The 21,254-nt window shown below is 64.4% G+C and carries 20 protein-coding genes; all 20 read right to left on the bottom strand.

Annotation, left to right across the window (positions count from 1 at the left end; all coding sequences use genetic code 11):
- Positions 1-3: 3 nt before the first annotated feature.
- The 20 genes from M1D44_RS13375 to M1D44_RS13280 all read right to left on the bottom strand — a co-directional run bounded on the left by M1D44_RS13375 (position 4) and on the right by M1D44_RS13280 (position 21,088).
- Positions 4-681, bottom strand: coding sequence for a TetR/AcrR family transcriptional regulator (locus M1D44_RS13375; protein WP_316852810.1), 678 nt, complete (start codon positions 679-681; stop codon positions 4-6).
- A 61-nt stretch (positions 682-742) separates the two neighbouring features.
- A complete protein-coding gene (locus M1D44_RS13370; protein ID WP_024976855.1) occupies positions 743-1,696 on the bottom strand; it encodes an MBL fold metallo-hydrolase in 954 nt (317 codons plus the stop codon).
- A gap of 12 nt (positions 1,697-1,708) precedes the next feature.
- Positions 1,709-1,975, bottom strand: coding sequence for a DUF1289 domain-containing protein (locus M1D44_RS13365; protein WP_024976854.1), 267 nt, complete (start codon positions 1,973-1,975; stop codon positions 1,709-1,711).
- A gap of 10 nt (positions 1,976-1,985) precedes the next feature.
- Positions 1,986-2,486: a YbaK/EbsC family protein gene (locus tag M1D44_RS13360; protein WP_024976853.1), complete on the bottom strand. Its 501-nt coding sequence runs from the start codon at positions 2,484-2,486 to the stop codon at positions 1,986-1,988.
- A 22-nt stretch (positions 2,487-2,508) separates the two neighbouring features.
- Entirely contained in the window at positions 2,509-3,438 is a 930-nt protein-coding gene (locus tag M1D44_RS13355) for a hydroxymethylglutaryl-CoA lyase (protein ID WP_112186168.1), read from the bottom strand.
- 1 nt (position 3,439) lies between these two features.
- Entirely contained in the window at positions 3,440-4,381 is a 942-nt protein-coding gene (locus tag M1D44_RS13350; protein WP_316683824.1) for a 2-hydroxyacid dehydrogenase, read from the bottom strand.
- A gap of 98 nt (positions 4,382-4,479) precedes the next feature.
- Positions 4,480-6,504: an acetyl/propionyl/methylcrotonyl-CoA carboxylase subunit alpha gene (locus M1D44_RS13345; protein WP_316852809.1), complete on the bottom strand. Its 2,025-nt coding sequence runs from the start codon at positions 6,502-6,504 to the stop codon at positions 4,480-4,482.
- Between the two features lie 618 nt (positions 6,505-7,122).
- Positions 7,123-8,205, bottom strand: a complete 1,083-nt coding sequence (gene bioB, locus M1D44_RS13340) for a biotin synthase BioB (protein WP_316852808.1) — start codon at positions 8,203-8,205, stop codon at positions 7,123-7,125.
- Positions 8,206-8,248: 43 nt separating this feature from the next.
- Positions 8,249-9,043, bottom strand: coding sequence for an enoyl-CoA hydratase/isomerase family protein (locus M1D44_RS13335; RefSeq protein ID WP_316852807.1), 795 nt, complete (start codon positions 9,041-9,043; stop codon positions 8,249-8,251).
- Positions 9,040-9,978, bottom strand: a complete 939-nt coding sequence (locus M1D44_RS13330; RefSeq protein ID WP_316852806.1) for a dienelactone hydrolase family protein — start codon at positions 9,976-9,978, stop codon at positions 9,040-9,042. The genes M1D44_RS13335 and M1D44_RS13330 overlap by 4 nt, the downstream gene beginning before the upstream one ends.
- A gap of 30 nt (positions 9,979-10,008) precedes the next feature.
- Positions 10,009-11,616: a carboxyl transferase domain-containing protein gene (locus M1D44_RS13325; RefSeq protein WP_112186154.1), complete on the bottom strand. Its 1,608-nt coding sequence runs from the start codon at positions 11,614-11,616 to the stop codon at positions 10,009-10,011.
- Positions 11,617-11,644: 28 nt separating this feature from the next.
- Positions 11,645-12,085 carry a YchJ family protein gene (locus tag M1D44_RS13320; protein ID WP_024976845.1) on the bottom strand — a complete coding sequence of 147 codons (441 nt, stop codon included), beginning with the start codon at positions 12,083-12,085 and terminating at the stop codon, positions 11,645-11,647.
- Positions 12,085-12,774, bottom strand: a complete 690-nt coding sequence (locus tag M1D44_RS13315) for an HAD family hydrolase (protein WP_112186150.1) — start codon at positions 12,772-12,774, stop codon at positions 12,085-12,087. Before M1D44_RS13315 ends, M1D44_RS13320 begins: the two co-directional genes overlap by 1 nt.
- 63 nt (positions 12,775-12,837) lie before the next feature.
- Positions 12,838-13,443 (bottom strand): 2-hydroxychromene-2-carboxylate isomerase, encoded by a 606-nt coding sequence (locus M1D44_RS13310; RefSeq protein WP_045202366.1) that lies wholly within the window; start codon positions 13,441-13,443, stop codon positions 12,838-12,840.
- Between the two features lie 40 nt (positions 13,444-13,483).
- Positions 13,484-14,614, bottom strand: coding sequence for an acyl-CoA dehydrogenase family protein (locus tag M1D44_RS13305; protein WP_316683820.1), 1,131 nt, complete (start codon positions 14,612-14,614; stop codon positions 13,484-13,486).
- Between the two features lie 10 nt (positions 14,615-14,624).
- The gene (locus M1D44_RS13300; RefSeq protein ID WP_316852805.1) at positions 14,625-15,347 is read right to left on the bottom strand and encodes an SDR family oxidoreductase; all 723 of its coding nucleotides are present in this window, start codon (positions 15,345-15,347) and stop codon (positions 14,625-14,627) included.
- 9 nt (positions 15,348-15,356) lie between these two features.
- Entirely contained in the window at positions 15,357-16,538 is a 1,182-nt protein-coding gene (locus M1D44_RS13295) for an acetyl-CoA C-acetyltransferase (protein WP_024976840.1), read from the bottom strand.
- 669 nt (positions 16,539-17,207) lie between these two features.
- Positions 17,208-17,888, bottom strand: coding sequence for a carbonate dehydratase (can, locus tag M1D44_RS13290; protein ID WP_024976839.1), 681 nt, complete (start codon positions 17,886-17,888; stop codon positions 17,208-17,210).
- 23 nt (positions 17,889-17,911) lie between these two features.
- Positions 17,912-19,747: a bifunctional isocitrate dehydrogenase kinase/phosphatase gene (gene aceK, locus M1D44_RS13285; RefSeq protein WP_024976838.1), complete on the bottom strand. Its 1,836-nt coding sequence runs from the start codon at positions 19,745-19,747 to the stop codon at positions 17,912-17,914.
- 159 nt (positions 19,748-19,906) lie between these two features.
- On the bottom strand, positions 19,907-21,088 hold the full coding sequence (locus tag M1D44_RS13280) for an isovaleryl-CoA dehydrogenase (protein WP_024976837.1): 1,182 nt from the start codon (positions 21,086-21,088) through the stop codon (positions 19,907-19,909).
- Between the last annotated feature and the right edge of the window lie 166 nt (positions 21,089-21,254).

Below are 21,254 nucleotides of genomic sequence, written 5' to 3'. Positions count from 1 at the left end.
GTGCTAAGCCGTCGGCTGGGGCGGCGTACGCAGGATGAACAGCACGGCCTGATCGGCCAGCGCGTCAATGCTGATGCCCGCGCCAGCCTGATACCACTGCGCCGTCCAGTTGAGCGCGCCGAACATCAGCAGGCGGTCGACGGGCGTCGGGTGTGCCCATTCGCCCGAGGCGCGCAGGCGGTCGATCACGCGCGTCCAGATGTCTTCGTAACGGTCTTTGAGCGCAATGATGCGTTCTTGCGCCTGCGAATCGAGCGAGCGCCACTCATACAGCATCACCGGAATGAAATCCTGGTGGGGCGCAAGGATCGTGTAGAGGTGCGCGCGCACGAGTTGGCGCATCGCCTCGCGTGGCGGCAGGTCGTCGATATCGATGGCTTCGATATCGGCCAGCGCCACGGTCAGGCCGTGTTCGATCACCGCCTGCAGGATGTCCTGCTTGGTTTTGAAGTGGTAGAACCAACTGCCCGCATGGACGCCCGTGGCGGCGGCAATGTCGCGCACCGTGGTGTTGCCGTAGCCCTTCTCGCGGAACAGCCTGGCCGATTGCTCGATCAACGCGCGGCGCAAGCCCTCGTTGGCATCCTGCGCGGGGCGGCCGCGCTTGCGGCGCGGCGCTTCGGCTTCAGTGGCGGCTCCTGTGGCGGACTCGGGCGGATTGGATGTGGCGGGTTTCGGCATGCCCAGGCGAAGAGAAGAGGCGTCGCTGCATTGTAGCGGGGCATCGCCGCCGCGCGGCACGTCAATCGCGGTTCAGGATGCGGCCGTGTTCGACGGTGGCAGCGCCTGCCTTGACCAGCGCCGCGATCGCGGCATCCACCAACGTTTCCATCGATTGGCTTGCGAAGAAGCGCGCTTGCAAGCGCGGCATCAGCGTGGTCTGCGTGAACCACGCGAACAGCGCGTCGTGCGACAGCGCCTGCTGCTCCAGCAGCTTGAACTTCACCAGCACGCGGATGGCGTGCAGCGCATTGCGCTCCGGGTCTGCGCGCAGATACGCAAGCCGCCCCAGCGATGCATCAATCGCGGCGTTGACGCTGGTGAACGGCCGGCCGTGTCCAGGAATCACCACGCGCGCATCGAGCTGCGCGATGCGCTCAAGAATGGCCTGCTGCTCGGCAAAACCGCTCTCGCCTTCCAGCTCGGGAAAGATCACACCAAAGCCGCGCTCCCACAACGCATCGGCAGAGATCAGCACGCGTGTGTCGGGGTTGAAGAGGATGACCGCGTGCGGGTCGTGCCCGGGCGCGCTGATGACCTGCCAGTCGAAACCGCCTAGCCGTGCCGTCATGCCGTCGGCGAGGCCCGCGTCGGCATCGCTGTCAGGCAGCGTGAAGCGTGCGCATTCCTGGCCGGTGGGGGCGTAGCTCAGGGCGTCGGTATCCCAGCGGCGCACGTCGTCGATCTGCGCCGCAGGCACGCGCGTGTGACTGCCGTAGAGTGCCCGCAGCGCGGCATTGCCGCCGCAATGGTCGGAGTGCAAGTGCGTGTTCAGCAGACGGCGCAGCGGCCTGCCTTGCAGGGCGTGCTTCACAAGCGCCACAGTTTGCGGGGCGTGCGTGAGGTAGCCGGTGTCCACCAGTGCGCAGCCGCCTTGCGCATCGTCATCGAAGAAAAGGATGTTGTTGGACGACAGCCAGCCGCGCTCGAACACGCGCATCGAATCAGGCAAGGTGACGATGTCGTGTTCGGCCATGGTGATGGGCGCTCAGGCGCAGGGCGTCTCGTTGAGCCAGGCGCAGGCGCGCTCGGGCAAGGTCTTCCACACGGCCTGGCGAGCGGTGTCGTTCATGGTCGACCAGGCGGCAATTTCGTCGATGGTGCGCATGCAGCCGATGCACAGGCCGCGCGCCTCGTCCATCTTGCACACGCTGATGCACGGCGACGACACCGGCTGGGCGCGCTCGGCCTGCGCGCGGCTATTGCGCAGCTTGCCGAGCGAGAGCTTCAGTTGCGCGCGGGTGCAGGCGTCCATGTGTGTTCGATCAGTCGCGCTGGGCGATGTCGGCCACAGGCGCGCCCGTCATGGCTTCCAGTTCGGCGGGCGTGAGGTTGAACACGGCGTGCGGGTGGCCGGCAGCGGCCCACACGCTGTCGTACTGGAACAGATCCTTGTCGAGCAGCATGACGGGCTTTACGGCATGGCCCACCGGACACACGCCACCGATGGCGTAACCGGTCTTCTCGCGGACGAACTTCGCATCGGCCTTGGCCAGTGCGCCCACGTGCGCGGAAACCTTTGCTTCGTCGACACGATTGGTGCCGCTGGCGATCACCAGCACAGGCACATCGTCATCCGCACGACGGAAGATGATCGACTTGGCGATCTCCGCCACCGAGCAGCCCAGTCCGGCAGCCGCTTCAGCAGACGTTTTTCCCGTGGCGGGCAGCATCACGATGGCTTTCTCGTAGCCGAGCGTGCGCAGGTGGTCGGCCACGCGTTGGGCAGATTCAGGCAGCGGTGCGTTCGTATCGGTAGCGGTCATCGTCGTTCTTCTTGATGGGGTTTCAGATGCAGGCCTGGGCGATCTGGTCCTGCAGCTTGAGCAACAGCGCGCGGCCTGCACGGGACGCGGTGGGGCGGCCGATGGCTTGCGAGATGAAGTCGCCCGCCAGCACGACCTTGTCCAGGTCGATGCCGGTGCGGATGCCCAGGCCGTGCAGCAGGTACAGCACGTCTTCGGTGGCCACGTTGCCAGTGGCGCCCTTGGCATACGGGCAGCCGCCCAGCCCCGCTACCGATGCATGGAAGATGGCGATGCCGACTTCCAGGCTGGCGAGGATGTTGGCCAGCGCCTGGCCGTACGTGTCGTGGAAATGGCCCGAGAGGCGGTCGATCGGGAACGTCGCCGCGGCGGCTTCCATCACGGTTTTCACCTGCCCGGCGGTGCCCACGCCGATGGTGTCGGCAATGTCGATCTCGTCGCAGCCCAGGTCGGCCATGCGCTTGATGACGTCCACCACCGACGATACCGGCACCTCGCCCTGATACGGGCAGCCCAGCGAACACGAGATCGACCCGCGCACGCGAATGCCTGCATCCTTGGCGGCCTTGGCCACCGGCGCAAAGCGTTCGATCGATTCGGCGATCGTGCAGTTGATGTTCTTCTGCGCGAAGGCCTCGCTGGCGGCGCTGAAGATCACGATCTCGTCCGCGCCTGCTGCCGCAGCGCCTTCGAAACCCTTCATGTTGGGTGTGAGCACCGAATACAGCGTGCCCGGCCGGCGCTGGATGCGCGCCATCACATCGGCGCCATCGGCCATGGCCGGCACCCACTTGGGCGACACGAACGACGCGGCTTCCACGTTCACGAAGCCGGCCTCGGACAGCCGGTTCACCAGTTCGACCTTGGTGTCGGTGGAAACCGGCGCCTTCTCGTTCTGAAGACCGTCGCGCGGGCCGACCTCGACCACTTTCACGAAATGCGGAGTGCTCATCTCAGTAACCTCGTTGCAGATCGACGATGCCGGCTATCGGTTCGCCGGCTTCCAGCGCGCGGATCTTGCGCGCGATCTGGGCAATGCTGACCTCGCGCAGCGTCAGCGCCGAAATGTGCGGCGTGATGTGGATGCGCGGTTCGGTCCAAAAAGGATGGTCGGCGGGCAGCGGCTCGGTGCGGAATACGTCGAGCGCGGCGCCGGCAATGTGGCCGCTGCGCACGGCGGCCAGCAGGTCGTCTTCCACCAGATGCTTGCCGCGCGCCACGTTGACAACGAACGCGCCGGGTGCGAGCTGACCGAGCAGCTTTGCGTCGATCACGTTTTCCGTGTCGGCGGTCAGCGGCAGCACGTTCACCAGCACGCGCGTGCCGGCCAGGAAGCCAGGCAGGGCTTCGCTGCCCGCACGGCAATCGACGCCCTCGACGTGCTTGGCAGAACGGCTCCAGCCGCGCACCGGAAAGCCGAAGCCCGCCAACGTCTTGGCGATGTGCGTACCGAGCACGCCCAGGCCCAGCACGCCCACGACAAACTCGTCACGGTTGAACGGCTTGAGGAAGCGCCACATCTTGGCTTGCTGCTGGCGCTCGTATTCATCAAGCCGGCGGAAGAAGCGCAACACGGCATGCGTGACGTACTCGCCCATCTGCGCGGCCATGCCGGCATCGTCCAGACGCACGATCGGCAGGCCTTCGGGAATCGCATCGGGCGATTGCGCGCGCAGGCCGAGGATGGCATCCACGCCCGCGCCCAGGTTGAACACGGCGCGCAGATCCGTGCGGCCGCGCAGCATCTCGGCGGGCGGCTGCCAGACCACGGCGTAATCAGCGTCCTGCGCCGCACCTTGCGCCCATACCGACAGCCGCGCCTCAGGCAGTGCCTGCGCAAAACCGTCGAGCCAGGGTTGGGGCTTGCCGTCGGGCGTGTAGATCTGGATGTGCATGTGGGGCGACTTCAATGCGGGTAGTTGACGTATACGTCAAGCAGTGTAGCAGGGGCCGGCAACGCGCGTTGCAGCCCCGCCTGCGCGTCATTCAGCCATCACTCCGCCGGCTTGAACGCCAGCAGTTGCACGCCTTCCGTTACCTGATCGCCTACGCCATACAGCACGGATTCGACGACGCCGTCGGCCGGTGCGGTGAGCGTGTGCTCCATCTTCATGGCTTCCATCACGACGAGCGGTGCGCCCTTGGTGACGGTCTGCCCCGGTGCGGCCAGCACGGCGATGACCTTGCCGGGCATCGGCGCGGTCAGCTTGCCGCCTTCGTCGTCGGCTTCGCCGGCATGGGCGAGCGGGTCGTGGCGCTCCAGCGTCCAGTGCGCGCCGCCGGTGAAGACGTGGAATGTGTCGCCGTCGACATGCACCTGACCAGTCGCCTTGTGCGAGCCCAGCGTGACGGTGAAGGTCTCTGCATGGCGCTGCGAGGTGAATGGCGCTTCATGCCCGTTTGCTTTCAGACGCGAGCCGTCGCGGCCATAGACGAGCGTGGCGTCGACGGCCTGTTCGCCGTGCGAGAAGCGCAGCGTGCGCTCAGCCGCGCCGTTCAGGCGCCAGCCGCTGCCGCGTGCCCACGGCGAATGCGGATCGCGTGTGTCCGTGCGCAGGCTGCGTGCCTCGCGGGCAAGCAGGGCAGCCACGGCCAGGGCGATGGCGTCTTGCGGAACGTCCGGCGCTGCCGGGAACAGCGTGTCGTGATTGCGCGCGATCAGGCCGGTATCCAGATCGGCGGTCGCAAACGGCTTCGATGCGACTAGGCGGCGCAGGAAGGCCACGTTGGATGACAGCCCCACCAGGTGGAAGCTGCCCAGCGCCTGCAGCATGCGCGCGAGCGCTTCTTCACGGTCACGGCCCCAGACGATGAGCTTGGCGATCATCGGATCGTAGTAAGGGCTGATGGCATCGCCTTCGCGCACACCCGCGTCGATGCGCACGGCCGCGGGTTCGCCATTGGCCTGCGCGCCCACGGTAAATTCCACCGCTGCCGGCGTGCGCAGCACCTTCAGCGTGCCGATGGACGGCAGGAAATCGCGCTCGGGGTTTTCTGCGTAGATGCGTGCTTCCAGCGCGTGGCCGTGGATGTGCAGTTCGTCCTGCGCGCGCGGCAGCGGCTCGCCGGAGGCCACGCGCAATTGCCATTCGACGAGGTCTTCACCCGTGATCATTTCGGTGACCGGATGCTCGACCTGCAGGCGCGTGTTCATCTCCATGAAGTAGAACGTGCCGTCTTCGTCGACGATGAATTCGACCGTGCCGGCACCCACGTAGCCCACGGCGCGCGCGGCAGCCACAGCGGCTTCGCCCATCGCGCGGCGACGGTCCAGCGTCATGCCGGGCGCGGGCGCCTCTTCCAGTACTTTCTGGTGGCGGCGCTGCACCGAGCAGTCGCGCTCGAACAGGTAGACGGCGCCGCCGAAGCTGTCGGCAAACACCTGGATCTCAATGTGGCGCGGGCGCGTGAGGTACTTCTCGATCAGCACGCGGTCATCGCCAAAGCTGGAGGACGCTTCGCGCTTGACGGAGGCCAGCGAGGCTTCAAACGCATCGCCCGATTCCACCACGCGCATGCCCTTGCCACCGCCGCCCGCACTCGCCTTGATGAGCACCGGGTAGCCGATGCGATCGGCCTGCGTGCGCAGGAATGCGGCGTCCTGGTTGTCGCCGTGGTAACCAGGGACGAGCGGCACGCCTGCCGTTTCCATCAACGCCTTGGCCGCACTTTTGCTGCCCATGGCTTCGATGGCCGAGGCCGGCGGGCCGACGAAGATGATGCCGGCGTCTGCGCAGGCCTTGGCGAAGGCTTCGTTTTCCGACAGGAAACCGTAGCCTGGGTGGACGGCCTGGGCGCCGGTGGCACGCGCCGCTTCGAGGATGCGGTCGGCGCGCAGGTAGCTGTCGCGGGCGGCGGGCTCACCGATGTGGATGGCTTCGTCGCAGGCCGCGACGTGGCGGGCATTGGCGTCGGCATCGGAGTAGACGGCGACTGTGCGGATGCCCAGCTTGCGGCAGGTGGCGGCGACTCGGCAGGCGATTTCGCCTCGGTTGGCGATGAGGAGCTTGGTGATCATGGTGTTGTTACGTCTCCTGGTTTTGGTTTTGCACTTGTGGTGCGTCCTTTGTTTCATCCCCTGCCGGGGCTGACTCACTTTCTTTGTCTTGCCAAAGAAAGTAAGCAAAGAAAGGCGCGCCCGAGATGGCGACACCTTCCTTGAATTTTCGTAACCGTGCGGAGACGGGAAAAACTCGCTGCGCTCAGACAGTTTCCCGTCTTTTTTCCGCCCGCTTACGAAAATTCAAGGCGCCATCAAGGGCAGGAACGTCAACGGCCAAACCGTTGGTGTGTCTGCTCTGTCAGGCTCTTGCTTGTTGCTGTGTTGCCTTTTGCTTCGCTCCGCGTTTTGCCGCGTACCCACTACTGCGTTTGTGCTGCGATGGTGTAGCCGTTGGAGCCCTAGATGGCGCCTTGAATTTCTGTTGCAGGGAGGAAAAAGAGGGGAGGCTGTTTGAGCGAAGCGAGTTTGCCTCTCCTCCCTCCCTGCGACATAAATTCAAGGAGTCTTTCGCCATCTCGGGCGCGCCTTTCTTTGCTTACTTTCTTTGGCAAGACAAAGAAAGTGAGTCAGCCCCGGCAGGGGATGAAACAAGGGATGGACCACCAACAGAAAACCATCCCCAAAACCAAAGCCTCAGTCCGCCGGCGTAATGTCGATATGACAATGCGAAGAATGCGAGTGCGAAGCCTCCGCACCCTGATGCATGTGATCCTGCACGTCCACCCGCATCCCCAACCGCGCCAGCAGCTTCCGATCCGCATCCGCCTCCGGGTTGTCAGTCGTCAGCAGCTTCTCGCCATAGAAGATCGAGTTGGCGCCCGCCATGAAGCACAGCGCCTGCAAGGCATCGTCCATCGCCTCGCGGCCAGCGGACAGCCGCACCATCGCCTTAGGCATCGTGATGCGCGCCACCGCAATCGTGCGTACGAAATCGAACGGGTCCAGTTCTTCGTTGCCGGCCAGCGGCGTGCCTTCCACCTTCACAAGGTTGTTGATGGGCACCGAGTCCGGATACGGTTCCATGTTCGCCAGCTCGGCGATCAGGCCTGCACGCTCGTGCACCGATTCCCCCAGCCCGACGATGCCGCCGCAGCACACGTTGATACCGGCATCACGCACATGATCCAGCGTGTCGAGCCGGTCCTGGTACGTGCGCGTCGTGATGATCTCGCCGTAGAACTCGGGCGCGGTATCGAGGTTGTGGTTGTAGTAATCCAGGCCCGCGTCCTTCAGTTGCGCGGCCTGTTCCTGCTTGAGCATGCCCAGCGTCACGCACGTTTCCAGCCCCATCGCCTTCACGCCGCGCACCATGTCGGCCACGGCATCGAGTTGATGCGGTTTCGGGTTGCGCCAGGCTGCGCCCATGCAGAAGCGGCTTGCGCCGTTCTGCTTGGCGCGCGATGCGGCTTCGAGCACGGCGTCGATCGGCATCAGCTTTTCCGCCTCGACACCCGTGTCGTAGCGGGCCGATTGCGGGCAGTACGAGCAATCTTCGGGGCAGCCGCCGGTCTTGATGGACAGCAGCGTCGAGAGCTGCACCGCATTCGCATCAAAGTTGGCGCGGTGCACCTGCTGTGCCTGGAACAGCAGGTCGTTGAACGGCAGCGCGAACAGCGCTTCGATGGCTTCGCGGCTCCAGCGCGCGTCGGGCGCCTGGCCCGGTGTGACGGGCGTCTTGGCGGCGTTCGGAACGAAGTTGAGCGGAGTGGATTGCATGAGGACTTCCTTCAAGTGATGCGTGGTTTCGTTGTTATGTGGATCAGGCCGGCAGCAGCCAGTTAGGCTTGCGCTTGCCCAGGAAACTTTGCACGCCTTCGCGGCCTTCTTCCGAAGCGCGAATGGCGGCGATGCGTTCAGCGGTATCGGCCAGCAGTGCGTCATTGACCGCGGCGCCAGACACCTCGCGCACGAGGCGCTTGCTCTCGCGCACGGCGTTCGGGCTGTTGGCGACGAGCGCAGCGGTGATGTCAGCCACCTTGGCGTCGAGCGCATCTGCGTTCACCAGCTCATGCACGAGGCCGAGGCGATGCGCTTCGGCAGCCGAAAAGCGTTCTGCGGTGATGAAGTAGCGGCGCGACGCCTGCTCGCCCAGAGCGCGGATCACGTACGGGCTGATGGTGGCCGGAATCAAACCGAGCTTCGCTTCCGACAGGCAGAAGTTGGCTGTGTCAACGGCAACGACGATGTCGCATGCGGCGACCAGGCCGACGCCGCCGGCATACGTATCGCCCTGCACGCGCGCAATGACTGGCTTGGGGCAGGTGTAGATGGCGCGCAGCATTTCGGCCAGACGCAGGGCATCGGCACGGTTCTCATCGTCCGAGTAGCCGGCCATCTTCTTCATCCAGTTCAGGTCGGCGCCCGCGCAGAACGCAGGGCCGTTGCCCGACAGGACGATGGCGCGCACGCTGGGCTCATTGGCCAGCGTGCGGAACGCGCCGGTCAGCTCGGCGATGACCGTTTCGTTGAAGGCGTTGCGCACGTCGGGCCGGTTCAGCGTGAGCGTGGCGACGGCGCCGTGCTGCGCGAAGGCGAGGGTCTCGAAAGCGTTCATTCGGGGTCCTTGTTGGTGTCGGACTTGGGGTCGTCTGCGCCGGAGGCTTCAGCGTTGCTGCCCGGTGCCACCGCTTGCAGCGGGCCTGCGGGCAGGCCGAGTTCGCGCAGGAAGGCATCCACCTGCGGCAGCCAGATGGCAAGCCCTGCATGGCTTGCAAACATGCCGTGCGAGTCGCTCTTGAAGTTGCCGAAATCCACCAGCCGGCCGTTGCCGCCGGCACTGGTGTAGGCGGCGAACATTCTCTCGGGCATCGGCTTGGGCCAGTAGCTGTCGTTGTCGCCGTAAAACCAGAGCGATGGGTAGCGTGACTGGCGGCCGTACGTCTCGAAGGCGCGCACGAGGTTGCCTTCCCAGTCGACGCAGGTGTCGTTGCGCAGGCCGCCGGCAAAGTTCACCAGCCCACGCACGCCGGGGTAGGCGATGGTGCCGAAGGCCAGCGTGGTCAGGCCGCCATGCGACTGGCCCATGACGACGATGCGGTTGCGGTCCACGTACGGCTGCGCGGTCATGTAGTCGAGCGCGGCCACCACGTCTTCGGCCTGGATGATGCCGTTGGCTTCGACGTTGCAACCGCTGCCGATATACGCGCCGCCGGATTTGGAAAACCCCTGCCGCATCGGAATGGCCACCACGTAGCCGCGTGCGACCAGTGCAGCAGCCTGCTCGCTGTAACGGGCACGCGCTTGGAATGCCGCCTTGCCGCGCGCCTTGCCATGGTTGAGCACGATGAGCGGGAACGGGCCGTCGCCGGCCGGCTTGTAGACGGTCGTCTCCAGCTTGAGGGTGAAGATACCCGCAGACTTGGGCACCTCCACGATGGTCTCGCTGATGCCGGACGGCGTGGTCTCGCTCGCATGCGCGGTCGCAAGCAGCAGCGCGCAGCCAACGGCTGCCCAGACGCTGCGCCACGTTCGCGCGGTGATGCTGTTCACTGCAAATTCCCTGGTCGATGGACGGCCCGCTTACATGCGGAACACGCCGAAGTTCATATCGCCGATCGGCGCGTTCAGGCTGGCCGACAGCCCGAGGCCCAGCACGCTGCGCGTGTCGGCGGGGTCGATCACGCCGTCGTCCCACAGGCGCGCGCTGGCGTAGTACGGGTGGCCCTGGCGCTCGTACTGATCGCGGATCGGTGCCTTGAAGGCGGCTTCTTCATCCGCGCTCCATTGGCCGCCCTTGGCTTCGATGCCGTCGCGGCGCACGGTGGCGAGCACGCTTGCGGCCTGTTCGCCGCCCATCACGGAGATGCGCGCGTTCGGCCACATCCACAGGAAGCGCGGCGAATACGCGCGCCCGCACATGCCGTAGTTACCCGCGCCAAACGAGCCGCCGATGATGACCGTGAACTTCGGCACCTGCGCCGTGGCCACCGCCGTCACCATCTTCGCCCCGTTCTTGGCGATGCCTTCGTTCTCGTACTTGCGGCCGACCATGAAGCCGGTGATGTTCTGCAGGAACACCAGCGGAATCTTGCGCTGGCAGCACAGCTCGATGAAGTGCGCGCCCTTGAGCGCCGCTTCCGAGAACAGGATGCCGTTGTTGGCGATGATGCCGACCGGGTAGCCCCAGATGCGCGCAAAGCCGCAGACCAGCGTCGTGCCGTAGCGTGCCTTGAATTCGTCAAACGCAGAATCGTCGACGATGCGGGCAATGACTTCGCGCACGTCGAACGGCTTGCGCGTGTCGGTCGGGATGACGCCGTAGAGCTCTTCGGCGGCGTAGCGCGGCTCGATGGGCGCGTGAATCTGCACTTGATCCGGCTTGCGGCGGTTCAGGTGCGCGACGATGCTGCGGGCCTGGGCCAGCGCGTGCGCATCGTTGTTGGCGAAGTAATCCGCCACGCCCGACAGGCGTGTGTGCACATCGGCGCCGCCGAGGTCTTCGGCGCTCACCACCTCGCCCGTGGCGGCCTTCACCAGCGGCGGGCCCGCCAGGAAGATCGTCCCTTGTTCCTTCACGATGATCGATTCGTCGCTCATGGCCGGCACATAGGCGCCGCCGGCGGTGCACGAGCCCATCACCACTGCAATCTGCGGAATGCCCTTCGACGACAGGTTGGCCTGGTTGTAGAAGATGCGACCGAAGTGATCGCGATCAGGAAACACGTCGTCTTGGTTCGGCAGGTTGGCGCCGCCCGAATCGACCAGGTAGACGCAGGGCAGGTGGTTCTGCTCGGCAATCTCCTGCGCACGCAGATGCTTCTTCACTGTCATCGGGTAATACGTGCCGCCCTTGACGGTGGCGTCGTTGCAGACGATCACGCATTCCTGCCCTGAGATGCGGCCGATGCCGGTGATGATGCCGGCGCCCGGCGCGGCGTCGTCGTACATGCCATACGCCGCCATCTGAGAGAACTCCAGGAACGGCGTGCCTGGGTCGAGCAGTTGCTGCACGCGGTCGCGGGGCAGCAGCTTGCCGCGGGCGAGGTGCTTGGCGCGGGCGTCTTCACCGCCGCCCTGGGCGATGCGTGCAACCTTGTCGCGCAAGTCGGCGACGAGCGCGCGCATGGCATCGGCGTTGGCCTTGAAGTCTTCAGCGCGGGGGTTCAGCTTGGTCTCTAGCGTCGGCATGGCAGCAGTGCAAGAAGGTCGGTGCGGTTCAGTCAGGGAAGGTGCCGTCGACGTATAGCCAACGGCCTTCGGCGGATTCAATGCCGCTGGCGTCCAGGCGGACGAAGCGGCTGGTTTCATGCAGGCGATGCGCGCGGCCGCCCACCTTGTAGCGCGCGACGAATTCCACCGTGGCATGCGTGGCGTCTTGCGGCGTGTGGCGCTTGACGTCCAAGCCAAGCCAGCGCGTGGCGGTGGCGTCTGCTTCGCTGGTTTCCAGGTCGGCAGGGCAGGTGGACGGATGCCACGTGCGGCGCAGATACGCCGTGTCGCCCAGCACGTAGGCGCTGTAGCGCGAGCGCATGAGCTGCTCGGCCGTAGCCGGCACGGCGTCGCCCGCGTGGAAAGGGCCGCAGCAGCGTGCGTAAGCGCTGTTGCCGCAAGGGCAAGCGTCGGCCGGGCCGATGGGCCTGGTTTGTGCGACAGGCATCAGCCCAGCAACTCCGGCAGTTCACGCATGTCGGTGAACGTGCGGGTGGCGCCAGCGGCGATCAGCGGGCCCGGCGCATTGCGGCCGGCGTACGCGAGCACCGTCATGCCGGCAGCGTGCCCGGCGGTGACACCCGTGGGGCTGTCTTCGATCACCAGGCAACGCGACGGCGAGACCCCGAGGCTGCTGGCGGCCAGCAGATACACATCGGGCGCGGGCTTGCTGCGCTCGACTTCGGTCGCCGAGAAGATGCGCACGTGCGTGGGCTGGAAGTGCTCGATCAGACCGGTGCGGTTGAGCTGCAATTCAACTTTCGTGCGATCGGCGCCCGAGGCGACCGCCATCGGCAGGCCCAGCCTGGAGAGCACATCAATGGCGTGCGCGATATGCGGCACGGCTTCCACCTCGGCTTCGAGCAGCGCGTTGCGGCGCGCGTGGAAGGTGGACAGCCAGTTCGGCGGCAGCGGTGCGCCGCGCATCTCGGCAATCGCATCCAGTTCTTCGCGGATGGCCTTGCCCAGGAAGCGCTCGATGGAATCTTCCGGGCTGATGTTGATGCCAAGCTCGGTCAGCATCTGCCAGATCAGGCGGTTGACGAGGGGTTCGCTGTCGACCAGCACGCCGTCGCAATCGAAGAGGATCGCGTCAAAGTGCGGGTGGTTCGAAACAGAGGAAGTCACTGCAGTCATGCTCTCTTCGTAGAGGGTTCGTCAGCGGCGGCTCGTACATCGGCCGCTGTTTTGGAATTCGTTTTATATGCGTCCGTCGCGCAGCAACGCTTCAATCTGGTCAAATCGGTCGAAGCCCCAGAACGCTTCGCCGTCGACGATCACGTAGGGCGAGCCGAACACGCCGCGCGACATGGCCAGGTCGATCTCGGCCTTGAGCTGATCCTTGATCTGCTGGCTGCTTGCGCCGGCGTTGAGCGCGGCACCGTCGATGCCCATGGCGTCGGCAATCTTCATGACCTCTGCCGGTTCGCCGATGTTGATGTCGTCCACGAACAGCGCGCGGTAGAGCGCACGCGCAAAGTCGATGGCGCGGTCGCCGCCGTGGTGGTCATGTACCCACAGCGTGGCGCGCGCCGCGTATTGCGTGGGCAGTGGGAAGTGCGTCGGCTTGCGGTATTCGATGCCGTTGAAGCGTGCAGTGCGCTCGAAATCGCGCCATGCGTAATCGCCCTTGAGCGGCACCTGCGGCAGCGGGGAGCCGCCGGTAGTTTTGAAGACCACCCCCAGCAGGATCGGGTGCCATGCTGTCGCCCGGTTGTACCGCTGGGCGAGCTCTTCCACGCGCGTGCTGGCGAAGTAGCCGTACGGCGATGAGAAGTCGAAGTAGAAATCGATGGCCCCGTTCATGATGTGCTCCCCTGTTGTGCTGCGCCTTCCCCGAAAATGCCTACGCCAGAGCGCGGGCGATCAAGATCTTCTGGATGTCGCTCGTACCTTCGTAGATCTGGCACACGCGCACGTCGCGGTAGATGCGCTCCACTGGGAAGTCGCTGACGTAGCCGTAACCGCCGAAGACCTGAATGGCATCGGAGCAGACGCGCTCGGCCATCTCGCTGGCGTTGAGCTTGGCCATGGCCGCCTCTTTCAGGCACGGCCGCCCGGCGTCTTTCAGGCTGGCGGCATGCCAGACCATCTGTCGTGCCACATCCACGCGTGTGGCCATCTCGGCCAGGCGAAACTGCACGGCCTGATGCGCGAACAGCGGCTGGCCGAAGCTCTCGCGCTCCTTGGCATACGCCAGCGCTGCTTCAAAAGCCGCACGCGCCATGCCCACGCTCTGCGCGGCAATGCCGATGCGCCCGCCTTCCAGCCCCGACAGCGCCATCTTGTAGCCCGCGCCTTCGTCGCCCAGCAGGCAATCGGCGGGGATGCGGCAATCTTCGAACACGATCTGCGCCGTGTCGGACGAGTGCTGGCCGAGCTTGTCTTCCAGCCGCGCGACGATGTAGCCGGGCGTGTTGGTCGGCACCAGGAACGCGCTGATGCCGCGCTTGCCTGCTGCCTTGTCGGTCACGGCCATGACGATCGCCACGTCGGCATGCTTGCCGCTGGTGATGAACTGCTTCACGCCGTTCAAGACCCAGCGGTCGCCATCTCGCACGGCCGTGGTGCGCAGCGCCGATGCATCGGAGCCGACATGCGGCTCGGTCAGGCAGAACGCGCCCAGCATCTCGCCGCGCGCCAGCGGCACGAGCCACCGCTGCTTCTGCGCGTCATTTGCAAACGCCATCAGCATGCTGCACACGGGGCAGTTGTTCACGCTGATGACGGTGGAGGTGCCACCGTCGCCGGCAGCAATTTCTTCCAGGATCAACGCCAGCGAAAGATAGTCGAGCCCCGCGCCGCCCAGTTCTTCCGGCACGGCTACGCCATAGGCGCCCAGCTCGCCCAATTGACGGTGCACGTCTTTCGGGAACGTCGCTTCACGGTCCCATGCGGCTGCGTGCGGCACGATCGCCTCGCGCACAAAGGTGCGGATGGCGTCGCGAATCATCTCTTGCTCTTGGGTCAGCAGCATCGTTCCGGCCTCACCATTCAATGACGCTGCCGTCGTAGTTGCGGAACCCGCCGTTGTCGGCGCGCGTGGCACCGGCAATGACGCGGCGGATACCGGCCACGCTCTCCTGCGGCGTGATGGCCGCGCCCGCGCCGCCCATGTCGGTCTGTACCCAGCCCGGGTGGAAGGTCAGGCACGTGGCGTTCTTGGCGTCGATCGACACCCCGCGCAGCACGGCATTCACCGCCGCCTTGCTGGCGCGATACAGCCAGCCTCCGTTGCCTGTCATGTCCCCAATGCTGCCCATGCGGCTGGAGATCACGGCGAGCACGCCGCCCGCTTCGTCCGCGCCACCCGCAACATGATGGCCGGCTTCCACCATCGGCAGCACCGCAGGCAGCACGCCCATCGGCGCCCACACATTGGTGTGCATCACGGCATCGAAATCCGCCTGGCTGACGGGCGTGGCGCCCTGCGTGCGCGGGCCGTAGATGCCCGCCACGTAGATCGCCACGTCCAGTGCTTCGCCGTCGAGCTTCCATGCCAGGCCGGCAACGGCGTTGGCGTCGGTCAGATCAAGCACGTGCGTTTCCGCACCCAATGCCTGCAGCGCCTGCGCTGCTTCTTGCGTGCGCACGGTGGCAATCACGCGCCAGCCATCCGCACGGTATTGCTTGACCGTTTCCAGGCCGATGCCGCGCGACGCACCCAGGATGAGCGCGGTGCGCGTGCGGCGGGACGTTGCGTTCGTCATGCGCGTGCCTTAGTAGAGTTCGATGCCGACAGCCGTGGCTTCACCACCGCCGATGCACAGGCTTGCCACACCGCGCTTGCCGCCGCGGTGTTGCAGCGCGCCCAGCAGCGTCGCGATCAAGCGCGCACCTGACGCGCCGATCGGATGGCCCAGCGCACACGCGCCGCCGTTCACGTTCACCTTTTCGTGCGGGATGTGCAGGTCGTGCATGGCGGCCATCGGCACCACGGCAAACGCCTCGTTGATCTCGAACAGGTCAACGTTGCCCGAGTTCCAGCCGAGTTTCTTGAACAGCTTGTCGATGGCCGTAACCGGTGCCGTGGTGAACCAGCCAGGCGCTTGCGCGTGCGTGGTGTGGCCCAGCATCACAGCGAGCGGCGTGATGCCGAGTTGCTTGGCAGTCGACTCGCGCATCATCACCAGCGCAGCCGCGCCATCGTTGATCGACGAAGACGACGCGGCCGTCACCGTGCCATCTTTCTTGAACGCGGGTTTGAGCGAGGGGATCTTGTCGACCTTAATGCGGCGCGGGCCTTCATCGGTGTCGATGACGGTGTCGCCAGCTTTGCTCGACACGGTGACGGGTGTGATCTCCCAGCGGAACGCGCCGGATTCGGTAGCCTCTTGCGCGCGGCGCACGGACGTCATCGCGAAGTGGTCCTGGGCCTCGCGCGTGAAGCCGTATTTCTCGGCGCAGTCCTCGCCGAAGGTGCCCATGGCCCGCCCCTTGTCGTAGGCATCTTCCAGGCCGTCGAGCATCATGTGGTCGTAGATCATGCCGTGGCCGATGCGATAACCGCCGCGGCCTTTCGGGATCAGGTACGGCGCGTTGGTCATGCTTTCCATGCCGCCCGCAACCACAACATCCAGCGACCCTGCCAGCAGCGCGTCGTACGCGTTCATCGCGGCGCGCATGCCCGAACCGCACATCTTGTTGACCGTGGTGCAGCCGACTGACAGCGGCAGGCCCGCGCCCAATGCGGCCTGACGTGCCGGCGCTTGCCCCTGGCCCGCAGGCAGGACGCAGCCCATGATGACTTCTTCAATCTGTTCCGGTTTCAAGCCCGCTCGCTCGACTGCCGCACGAATGGCGGCAGCGCCGAGTTGCGGAGCGGTGAGGCTGGCGAGTTCGCCCTGGAAGGCGCCCATCGGGGTGCGGGCGGCGGAGGCGATGACGATGCGGTCGGACATTGCTGCAATCTCCTGGAACTGTGCTTGGGACAAGTTCTGCACTTGTGGTGCAGGGGTTGTGTGTCTCTTGCTTTTTGGGTGGGCCTTGTTGGTCCATCTCCGTTTCGTACCCTGCCGGGCACGACCTACTTTTCTTTGTCTTGCCAAAGAAAAGTAGGCAAAAGAAAGGCGCGCCCGAGATGGCGACCCCTTCCTTGAATTTGTGTAACCGGGCGGAGATGGGGAAAACTCGCTGCGCTCAGACAGTTCCCCATCTTGTTTCCGCCCGCTTACACAAATTCAAGGCGCCATCTAGGGCAGGGTACGGCCACACAATCTGTGTGTTGACCTAGCTGGCTCTTGGTTGTTGCTGTGTTGCCGTTTGCTTCGCTCCGCGTCTTGCCGCGTACTCACTACTGCGTCTGTGCTGCGATGGTGTAGCCGTTGATGCCCTAGATGGCGCCTTGAATTTCTGTTGCAGGGAGGAAAAAGAGGGGAGGCCTGTTTGAGCGAAGCGAGTTTGCCTCCCCTCCCTCCCTGCGACATAAATTCAAGGGGAAGTCGCCATCTCGGGCGCGCCTTTCTTTGCTTACTTTCTTTGGCAAGACAAAGAAAGTGAGTCAGCCCCGGCAGGGGATGAAACAAGGGATGGACCACCAACAAAACAACCCACCCCAAACACAAAAAAAATCAGAACCCCACCGGACTAGGCGTACTCCCTTCCTTCCCATAATTCAGCCAAGCCTCACCAAGCTGAGCATGCAGTTCCTCATTGGAATTTGCCGCCATCCCCAGATTGCGCAACATCCCGTCCTTCACGCCGTAAATCCAGCCGTGAACGGTCAGCGGCTGCCCGCGATCCCATGCGTCCTGCACGATCGTCGTTAGGCACACGTTGTTGACCTGGTGAATCACGTTCAGCTCGCACAGCCGGTCATGCTGATCCTGCTCACGGACCACCGTACCGAGATACGTTTCGTGTTGCTCGGCCACGTCACGCACGTGACGAATCCAGTTGTCGGCCAGTCCGAAACGTTGCTTGGTCAGCGCGGCCTTCACGCCCGAACAGCCGTAGTGGCCGACCACCGTGATGTGCCGGATCTTCAGCACTTCCACCGCAAACTGCAGCACCGACAGACAGTTCAGGTCCGAGTGCACCACCACGTTGGCGATATTGCGGTGGACGAACACCTCGCCCGGCGGCAGACCGATGATCTGGTTGGCAGGCACACGAGAATCCGAGCAGCCGATCCAGAGGTATTCCGGGTTCTGCTGGTTGGCCAGGTTGGAGAAGAAATCCGGGTCTTCAGCGTGGACGCGCTCGACCCACTTCCGGTTGTTCTCGAACAGCTCTTTGATGCGATGTGGCATGGTTTCCCGTCGTGTTGAGAGAGTTAAGCGGCGGCGCGCTGCAGCGTCGTGTTGTCTTGCGCTGCGTTGTCGGGCGCGCTCGCGCCGTAGCGATTGACGAAGCGTTCGGCTGCGTCATACGCGTAGAAATCGTGCATCTGCCCGGAGAGCAGGCGCTCCTTGTACCCCTGCCACATGGAGGCTTCGAAGAAGTCCGCGTGGTGCTTCAGGAAGGCTTCGCGCACGCGCGTGTCGCCTAGCAGGAACGTGCGGTATGTCTCCGGGAAAATGTCATGCGGGCCGACGCTGTACCAGACCTCGCCGGACATCTCTTCTTCTTCCGTGCGCGGTTCGGGTACGGTGCGGATGTTGCAATCGGTGAGATATTCGATCTCATCGTAATCGTAGAAGACCACGCGGCCGTGGCGCGTCACGCCAAAGTTCTTGTACAGCATGTCGCCCGGGAAGATGTTCGCGGCGATGAGTTCCTTGATGGCGTTGCCGTATTCGATGATGCCGTGCTCGACCTGCGCATCGGTGCCTTCGTGCAGCCAGATGTTCAGCGGCGTCATGCGGCGCTCGATGTAGACGTGGCGGATGACGATCTCTTCGCCGCCGTCTTCGCTGCGCTGGTATTCCACCATCGACGGCGCGTGCTTCTCCAACTCCTTGATGAGGTCGTCATCAAAGCGCGAGAGCGGGAAGGCTACGTCCGAATACTCCAGCGTATCGGCCATGCGCCCCACCCGATCGTGGCGCTTCACAAGCTGGTACTTGCTCTTGATCAGCTCGCGCGTGGTTTCCTTCGGCGGCGGGAAGTAGTCCTTGATGACCTTGAACACGTATGGGTACGAGGGCAGCGTGAACACCAGCATTACGAGGCCCTTGATGCCGGGCGCGATGATGAACTTGTCCGACGAGTGCTGCAGATGATGCAGGAAGTCGCGATAGAACAGATTCTTGCCCTGCTTCTGCAGGCCGAGCGAGGTATAGATCTCGGCGCGCGGCTTGCGCGGCATCAGATCACGCAGGAAGGTCACGTAGGCAGACGGAATCTCCATGTCCACCATGAAATACGAGTGCGTGAACGAGAACAGGATCAGCAGTTGTTCTTGCTGCAGCAGCACCGTGTCGAGCGAGAGCTGGCCCGCGGCATTGCGCAGGATCGGTACGGCCAGCGGAAACGTTTTGTCTCCGTTGATCACGCGCCCGATGATGTACGCGGCCTTGTTGCGGAAGAACAGCGACGACAGCACATGAATCTGGAAATTCGGCGCGATGCGGAAATCGCCAAAGTGCTCGCCCACCGCGCGCACGATGTAGCCGATGTCGCGCTCCAGATCTTCAAACGGCGCGTTGAGCTGGAAGTTGTGGACGATGCGCTCGAAGCAGGCGCCCAGGCCGTCGCGTGTGCCGGGGTAGTAGGCGCGGTACGTCGGCTTGGTGGGCGATTCTTCGTTCTCGATGTATTCCGTCGAGATGGCCGGGCGCACGAAGATGAAATCGTTGTTGAAGTACGAGCGGTGCAGGATGCGCGTACACACCGAGTTGAAGAAGGTCTCGGCGCACTCGGGCTGGTGATGGTTGGTCAGCAGGCCGATGAAATGCAGCTTGATCTGACGCCAGATCTCGTCGTCGATGTTCTCGGCGTCGTATTCGTCTTCGAGGATGACCGACGCTTCGCGCACGCGCTCGTCGTAGTAGGCGATGCGGTCGCGCTGCAGTTGCTGCAGGCCGGCCCAGTCCCCGGTCTCGAACGCAGTCTTGGCCTGTACGCTGACTTCTCGGAACAAGCGGTAGTGCTTGTCGAAGCCGTCGAGCATCGTGCGGGCGACGTCAAAGGCGATCTGCGACGAGAGGAGCTTGGGGAAATGGGACATGGCGTGTGCGCGGGGAGGGGCAGGGAAGCGGCGAAACCAGCAAACCAGGCAGACCTAGATTGTATGGTCTTCGGTGCCGTGTTCGCGTCCTGAAACCGTTGCGCCTCCTTATCCGTTCGGCTGATGGCCCCGTGCCACCAGCCCGCCTGCTCTCGCCCGTTACATCGTCTCTGCGTACAGCTCCCGACCGATCAACATGCGGCGGATTTCCGACGTGCCGGCGCCAATTTCGTACAGCTTGGCGTCGCGCCACAGGCGGCCGACCGGGAATTCGTTGATATAGCCGTTGCCGCCCAGGATCTGGATGGCTTCGCCGGCCATCCAGGTGGCCTTCTCGGCCGTGTAGAGGATCACGCCGGCGCAGTCCTTGCGCACCTGGCGCACGTGGTCGCGCCCCAAAGAGTCGAGGTTCTTGCCGACCGTGTACAGATACGCGCGGCAGGCCTGCAGCGTGGTGTACATATCGGCCATCTTGCCCTGGATGAGCTGGAATTCGCCAATGCTCTGGCCGAACTGCTTGCGGTCGTGGATGTACGGCGTGACCACGTCCATGCAGGCCTGCATGATGCCGATCGGGCCGCCGGAGAGCACCGCGCGCTCGTAGTCCAGGCCGCTCATCAGCACCTTGGTGCCGCCGTTTTCCTGGCCAAGGATGTTTTCCACCGGCACTTCCACGTTCTCGAACACCAGCTCGCCGGTGTGCGAGCCGCGCATGCCGAGCTTGTCCAGCTTCTGCGCCACCGAGAAGCCCTTCATGCCCTTTTCGACGATGAACGCCGTCATGCCGCGCGCACCCAGTTCGGGATCGGTCTTGGCGTAGACGACCAGCACGTCGCAGTCGGGGCCGTTGGTGATCCACATCTTGGTGCCGTTGAGCACGTAGCGGTCGCCTTTGAGCTCCGCGCGCAGTTTCATGCTGACAACGTCAGAGCCGGCATTCGGCTCGCTCATCGCCAGGGCACCGACCCATTCGCCCGACACCAGCTTGGGCAAGTACTTGGCCTTCTGGGCCGCCGTGCCGTTGCGGTGGATCTGGTTCACGCACAGGTTCGAGTGCGCGCCATACGACAGGCCAACCGACGCCGAGGCACGGCTGATTTCTTCCATGGCGATCATGTGCGCCAGGTAGCCCATGTTGGCGCCGCCGTACTCCTCGGCCACCGTGATGCCGAGCACGCCCAACTCACCCATCTTGCGCCACGCGTCCATCGGGAACTGGTCGGTGCGGTCGATTTCGCCGGCACGCGGTGCCAGCTCGCCCTGCGCCCAATCGCGCACGGCCGAACGCAGCATCTCGATGTCTTCGCCCAAGTCGAATTTCAGGCCGGGCAGATCAATCATGGTGGTCTCCTTGGGCGCGGCTCAAGCCGCTGGTGTCTCTGAGTAATGGGTCTGGCGCTGTGCGGTGCACGCCGCTTGTGGCGGGCGCACCGGTGCCGGAAGGGTGCTTTAAGGTGTTGCGTATTGTATTGACGTTTACGTAAACGTCAATGACCGGTTGTTACGT

This window comes from Ralstonia sp. SA306, from assembly GCF_054792405.1.
Note: the sequence above shows the minus strand (reverse complement) of the source record. Positions and strands in the feature narration are given on the sequence as shown.

What these genes read in the sequence shown, in the direction of transcription:
- M1D44_RS13375 (WP_316852810.1), bottom strand. Translation starts at nt 681, where the DNA reads ATGCCGAAACCCGCCACATCCAATCCGCCCGAGTCCGCCACAGGAGCC.
- M1D44_RS13370 (WP_024976855.1), bottom strand. Translation starts at nt 1,696, where the DNA reads ATGGCCGAACACGACATCGTCACCTTGCCTGATTCGATGCGCGTGTTC.
- M1D44_RS13365 (WP_024976854.1), bottom strand. Translation starts at nt 1,975, where the DNA reads ATGGACGCCTGCACCCGCGCGCAACTGAAGCTCTCGCTCGGCAAGCTG.
- M1D44_RS13360 (WP_024976853.1), bottom strand. Translation starts at nt 2,486, where the DNA reads ATGACCGCTACCGATACGAACGCACCGCTGCCTGAATCTGCCCAACGC.
- M1D44_RS13355 (WP_112186168.1), bottom strand. Translation starts at nt 3,438, where the DNA reads ATGAGCACTCCGCATTTCGTGAAAGTGGTCGAGGTCGGCCCGCGCGAC.
- M1D44_RS13350 (WP_316683824.1), bottom strand. Translation starts at nt 4,381, where the DNA reads ATGCACATCCAGATCTACACGCCCGACGGCAAGCCCCAACCCTGGCTC.
- M1D44_RS13345 (WP_316852809.1), bottom strand. Translation starts at nt 6,504, where the DNA reads ATGATCACCAAGCTCCTCATCGCCAACCGAGGCGAAATCGCCTGCCGA.
- bioB (WP_316852808.1), bottom strand. Translation starts at nt 8,205, where the DNA reads ATGCAATCCACTCCGCTCAACTTCGTTCCGAACGCCGCCAAGACGCCC.
- M1D44_RS13335 (WP_316852807.1), bottom strand. Translation starts at nt 9,043, where the DNA reads ATGAACGCTTTCGAGACCCTCGCCTTCGCGCAGCACGGCGCCGTCGCC.
- M1D44_RS13325 (WP_112186154.1), bottom strand. Translation starts at nt 11,616, where the DNA reads ATGCCGACGCTAGAGACCAAGCTGAACCCCCGCGCTGAAGACTTCAAG.
- M1D44_RS13320 (WP_024976845.1), bottom strand. Translation starts at nt 12,085, where the DNA reads ATGCCTGTCGCACAAACCAGGCCCATCGGCCCGGCCGACGCTTGCCCT.
- M1D44_RS13315 (WP_112186150.1), bottom strand. Translation starts at nt 12,774, where the DNA reads ATGACTGCAGTGACTTCCTCTGTTTCGAACCACCCGCACTTTGACGCG.
- M1D44_RS13310 (WP_045202366.1), bottom strand. Translation starts at nt 13,443, where the DNA reads ATGAACGGGGCCATCGATTTCTACTTCGACTTCTCATCGCCGTACGGC.
- M1D44_RS13305 (WP_316683820.1), bottom strand. Translation starts at nt 14,614, where the DNA reads ATGCTGCTGACCCAAGAGCAAGAGATGATTCGCGACGCCATCCGCACC.
- M1D44_RS13300 (WP_316852805.1), bottom strand. Translation starts at nt 15,347, where the DNA reads ATGACGAACGCAACGTCCCGCCGCACGCGCACCGCGCTCATCCTGGGT.
- M1D44_RS13295 (WP_024976840.1), bottom strand. Translation starts at nt 16,538, where the DNA reads ATGTCCGACCGCATCGTCATCGCCTCCGCCGCCCGCACCCCGATGGGC.
- can (WP_024976839.1), bottom strand. Translation starts at nt 17,888, where the DNA reads ATGCCACATCGCATCAAAGAGCTGTTCGAGAACAACCGGAAGTGGGTC.
- aceK (WP_024976838.1), bottom strand. Translation starts at nt 19,747, where the DNA reads ATGTCCCATTTCCCCAAGCTCCTCTCGTCGCAGATCGCCTTTGACGTC.
- M1D44_RS13280 (WP_024976837.1), bottom strand. Translation starts at nt 21,088, where the DNA reads ATGATTGATCTGCCCGGCCTGAAATTCGACTTGGGCGAAGACATCGAG.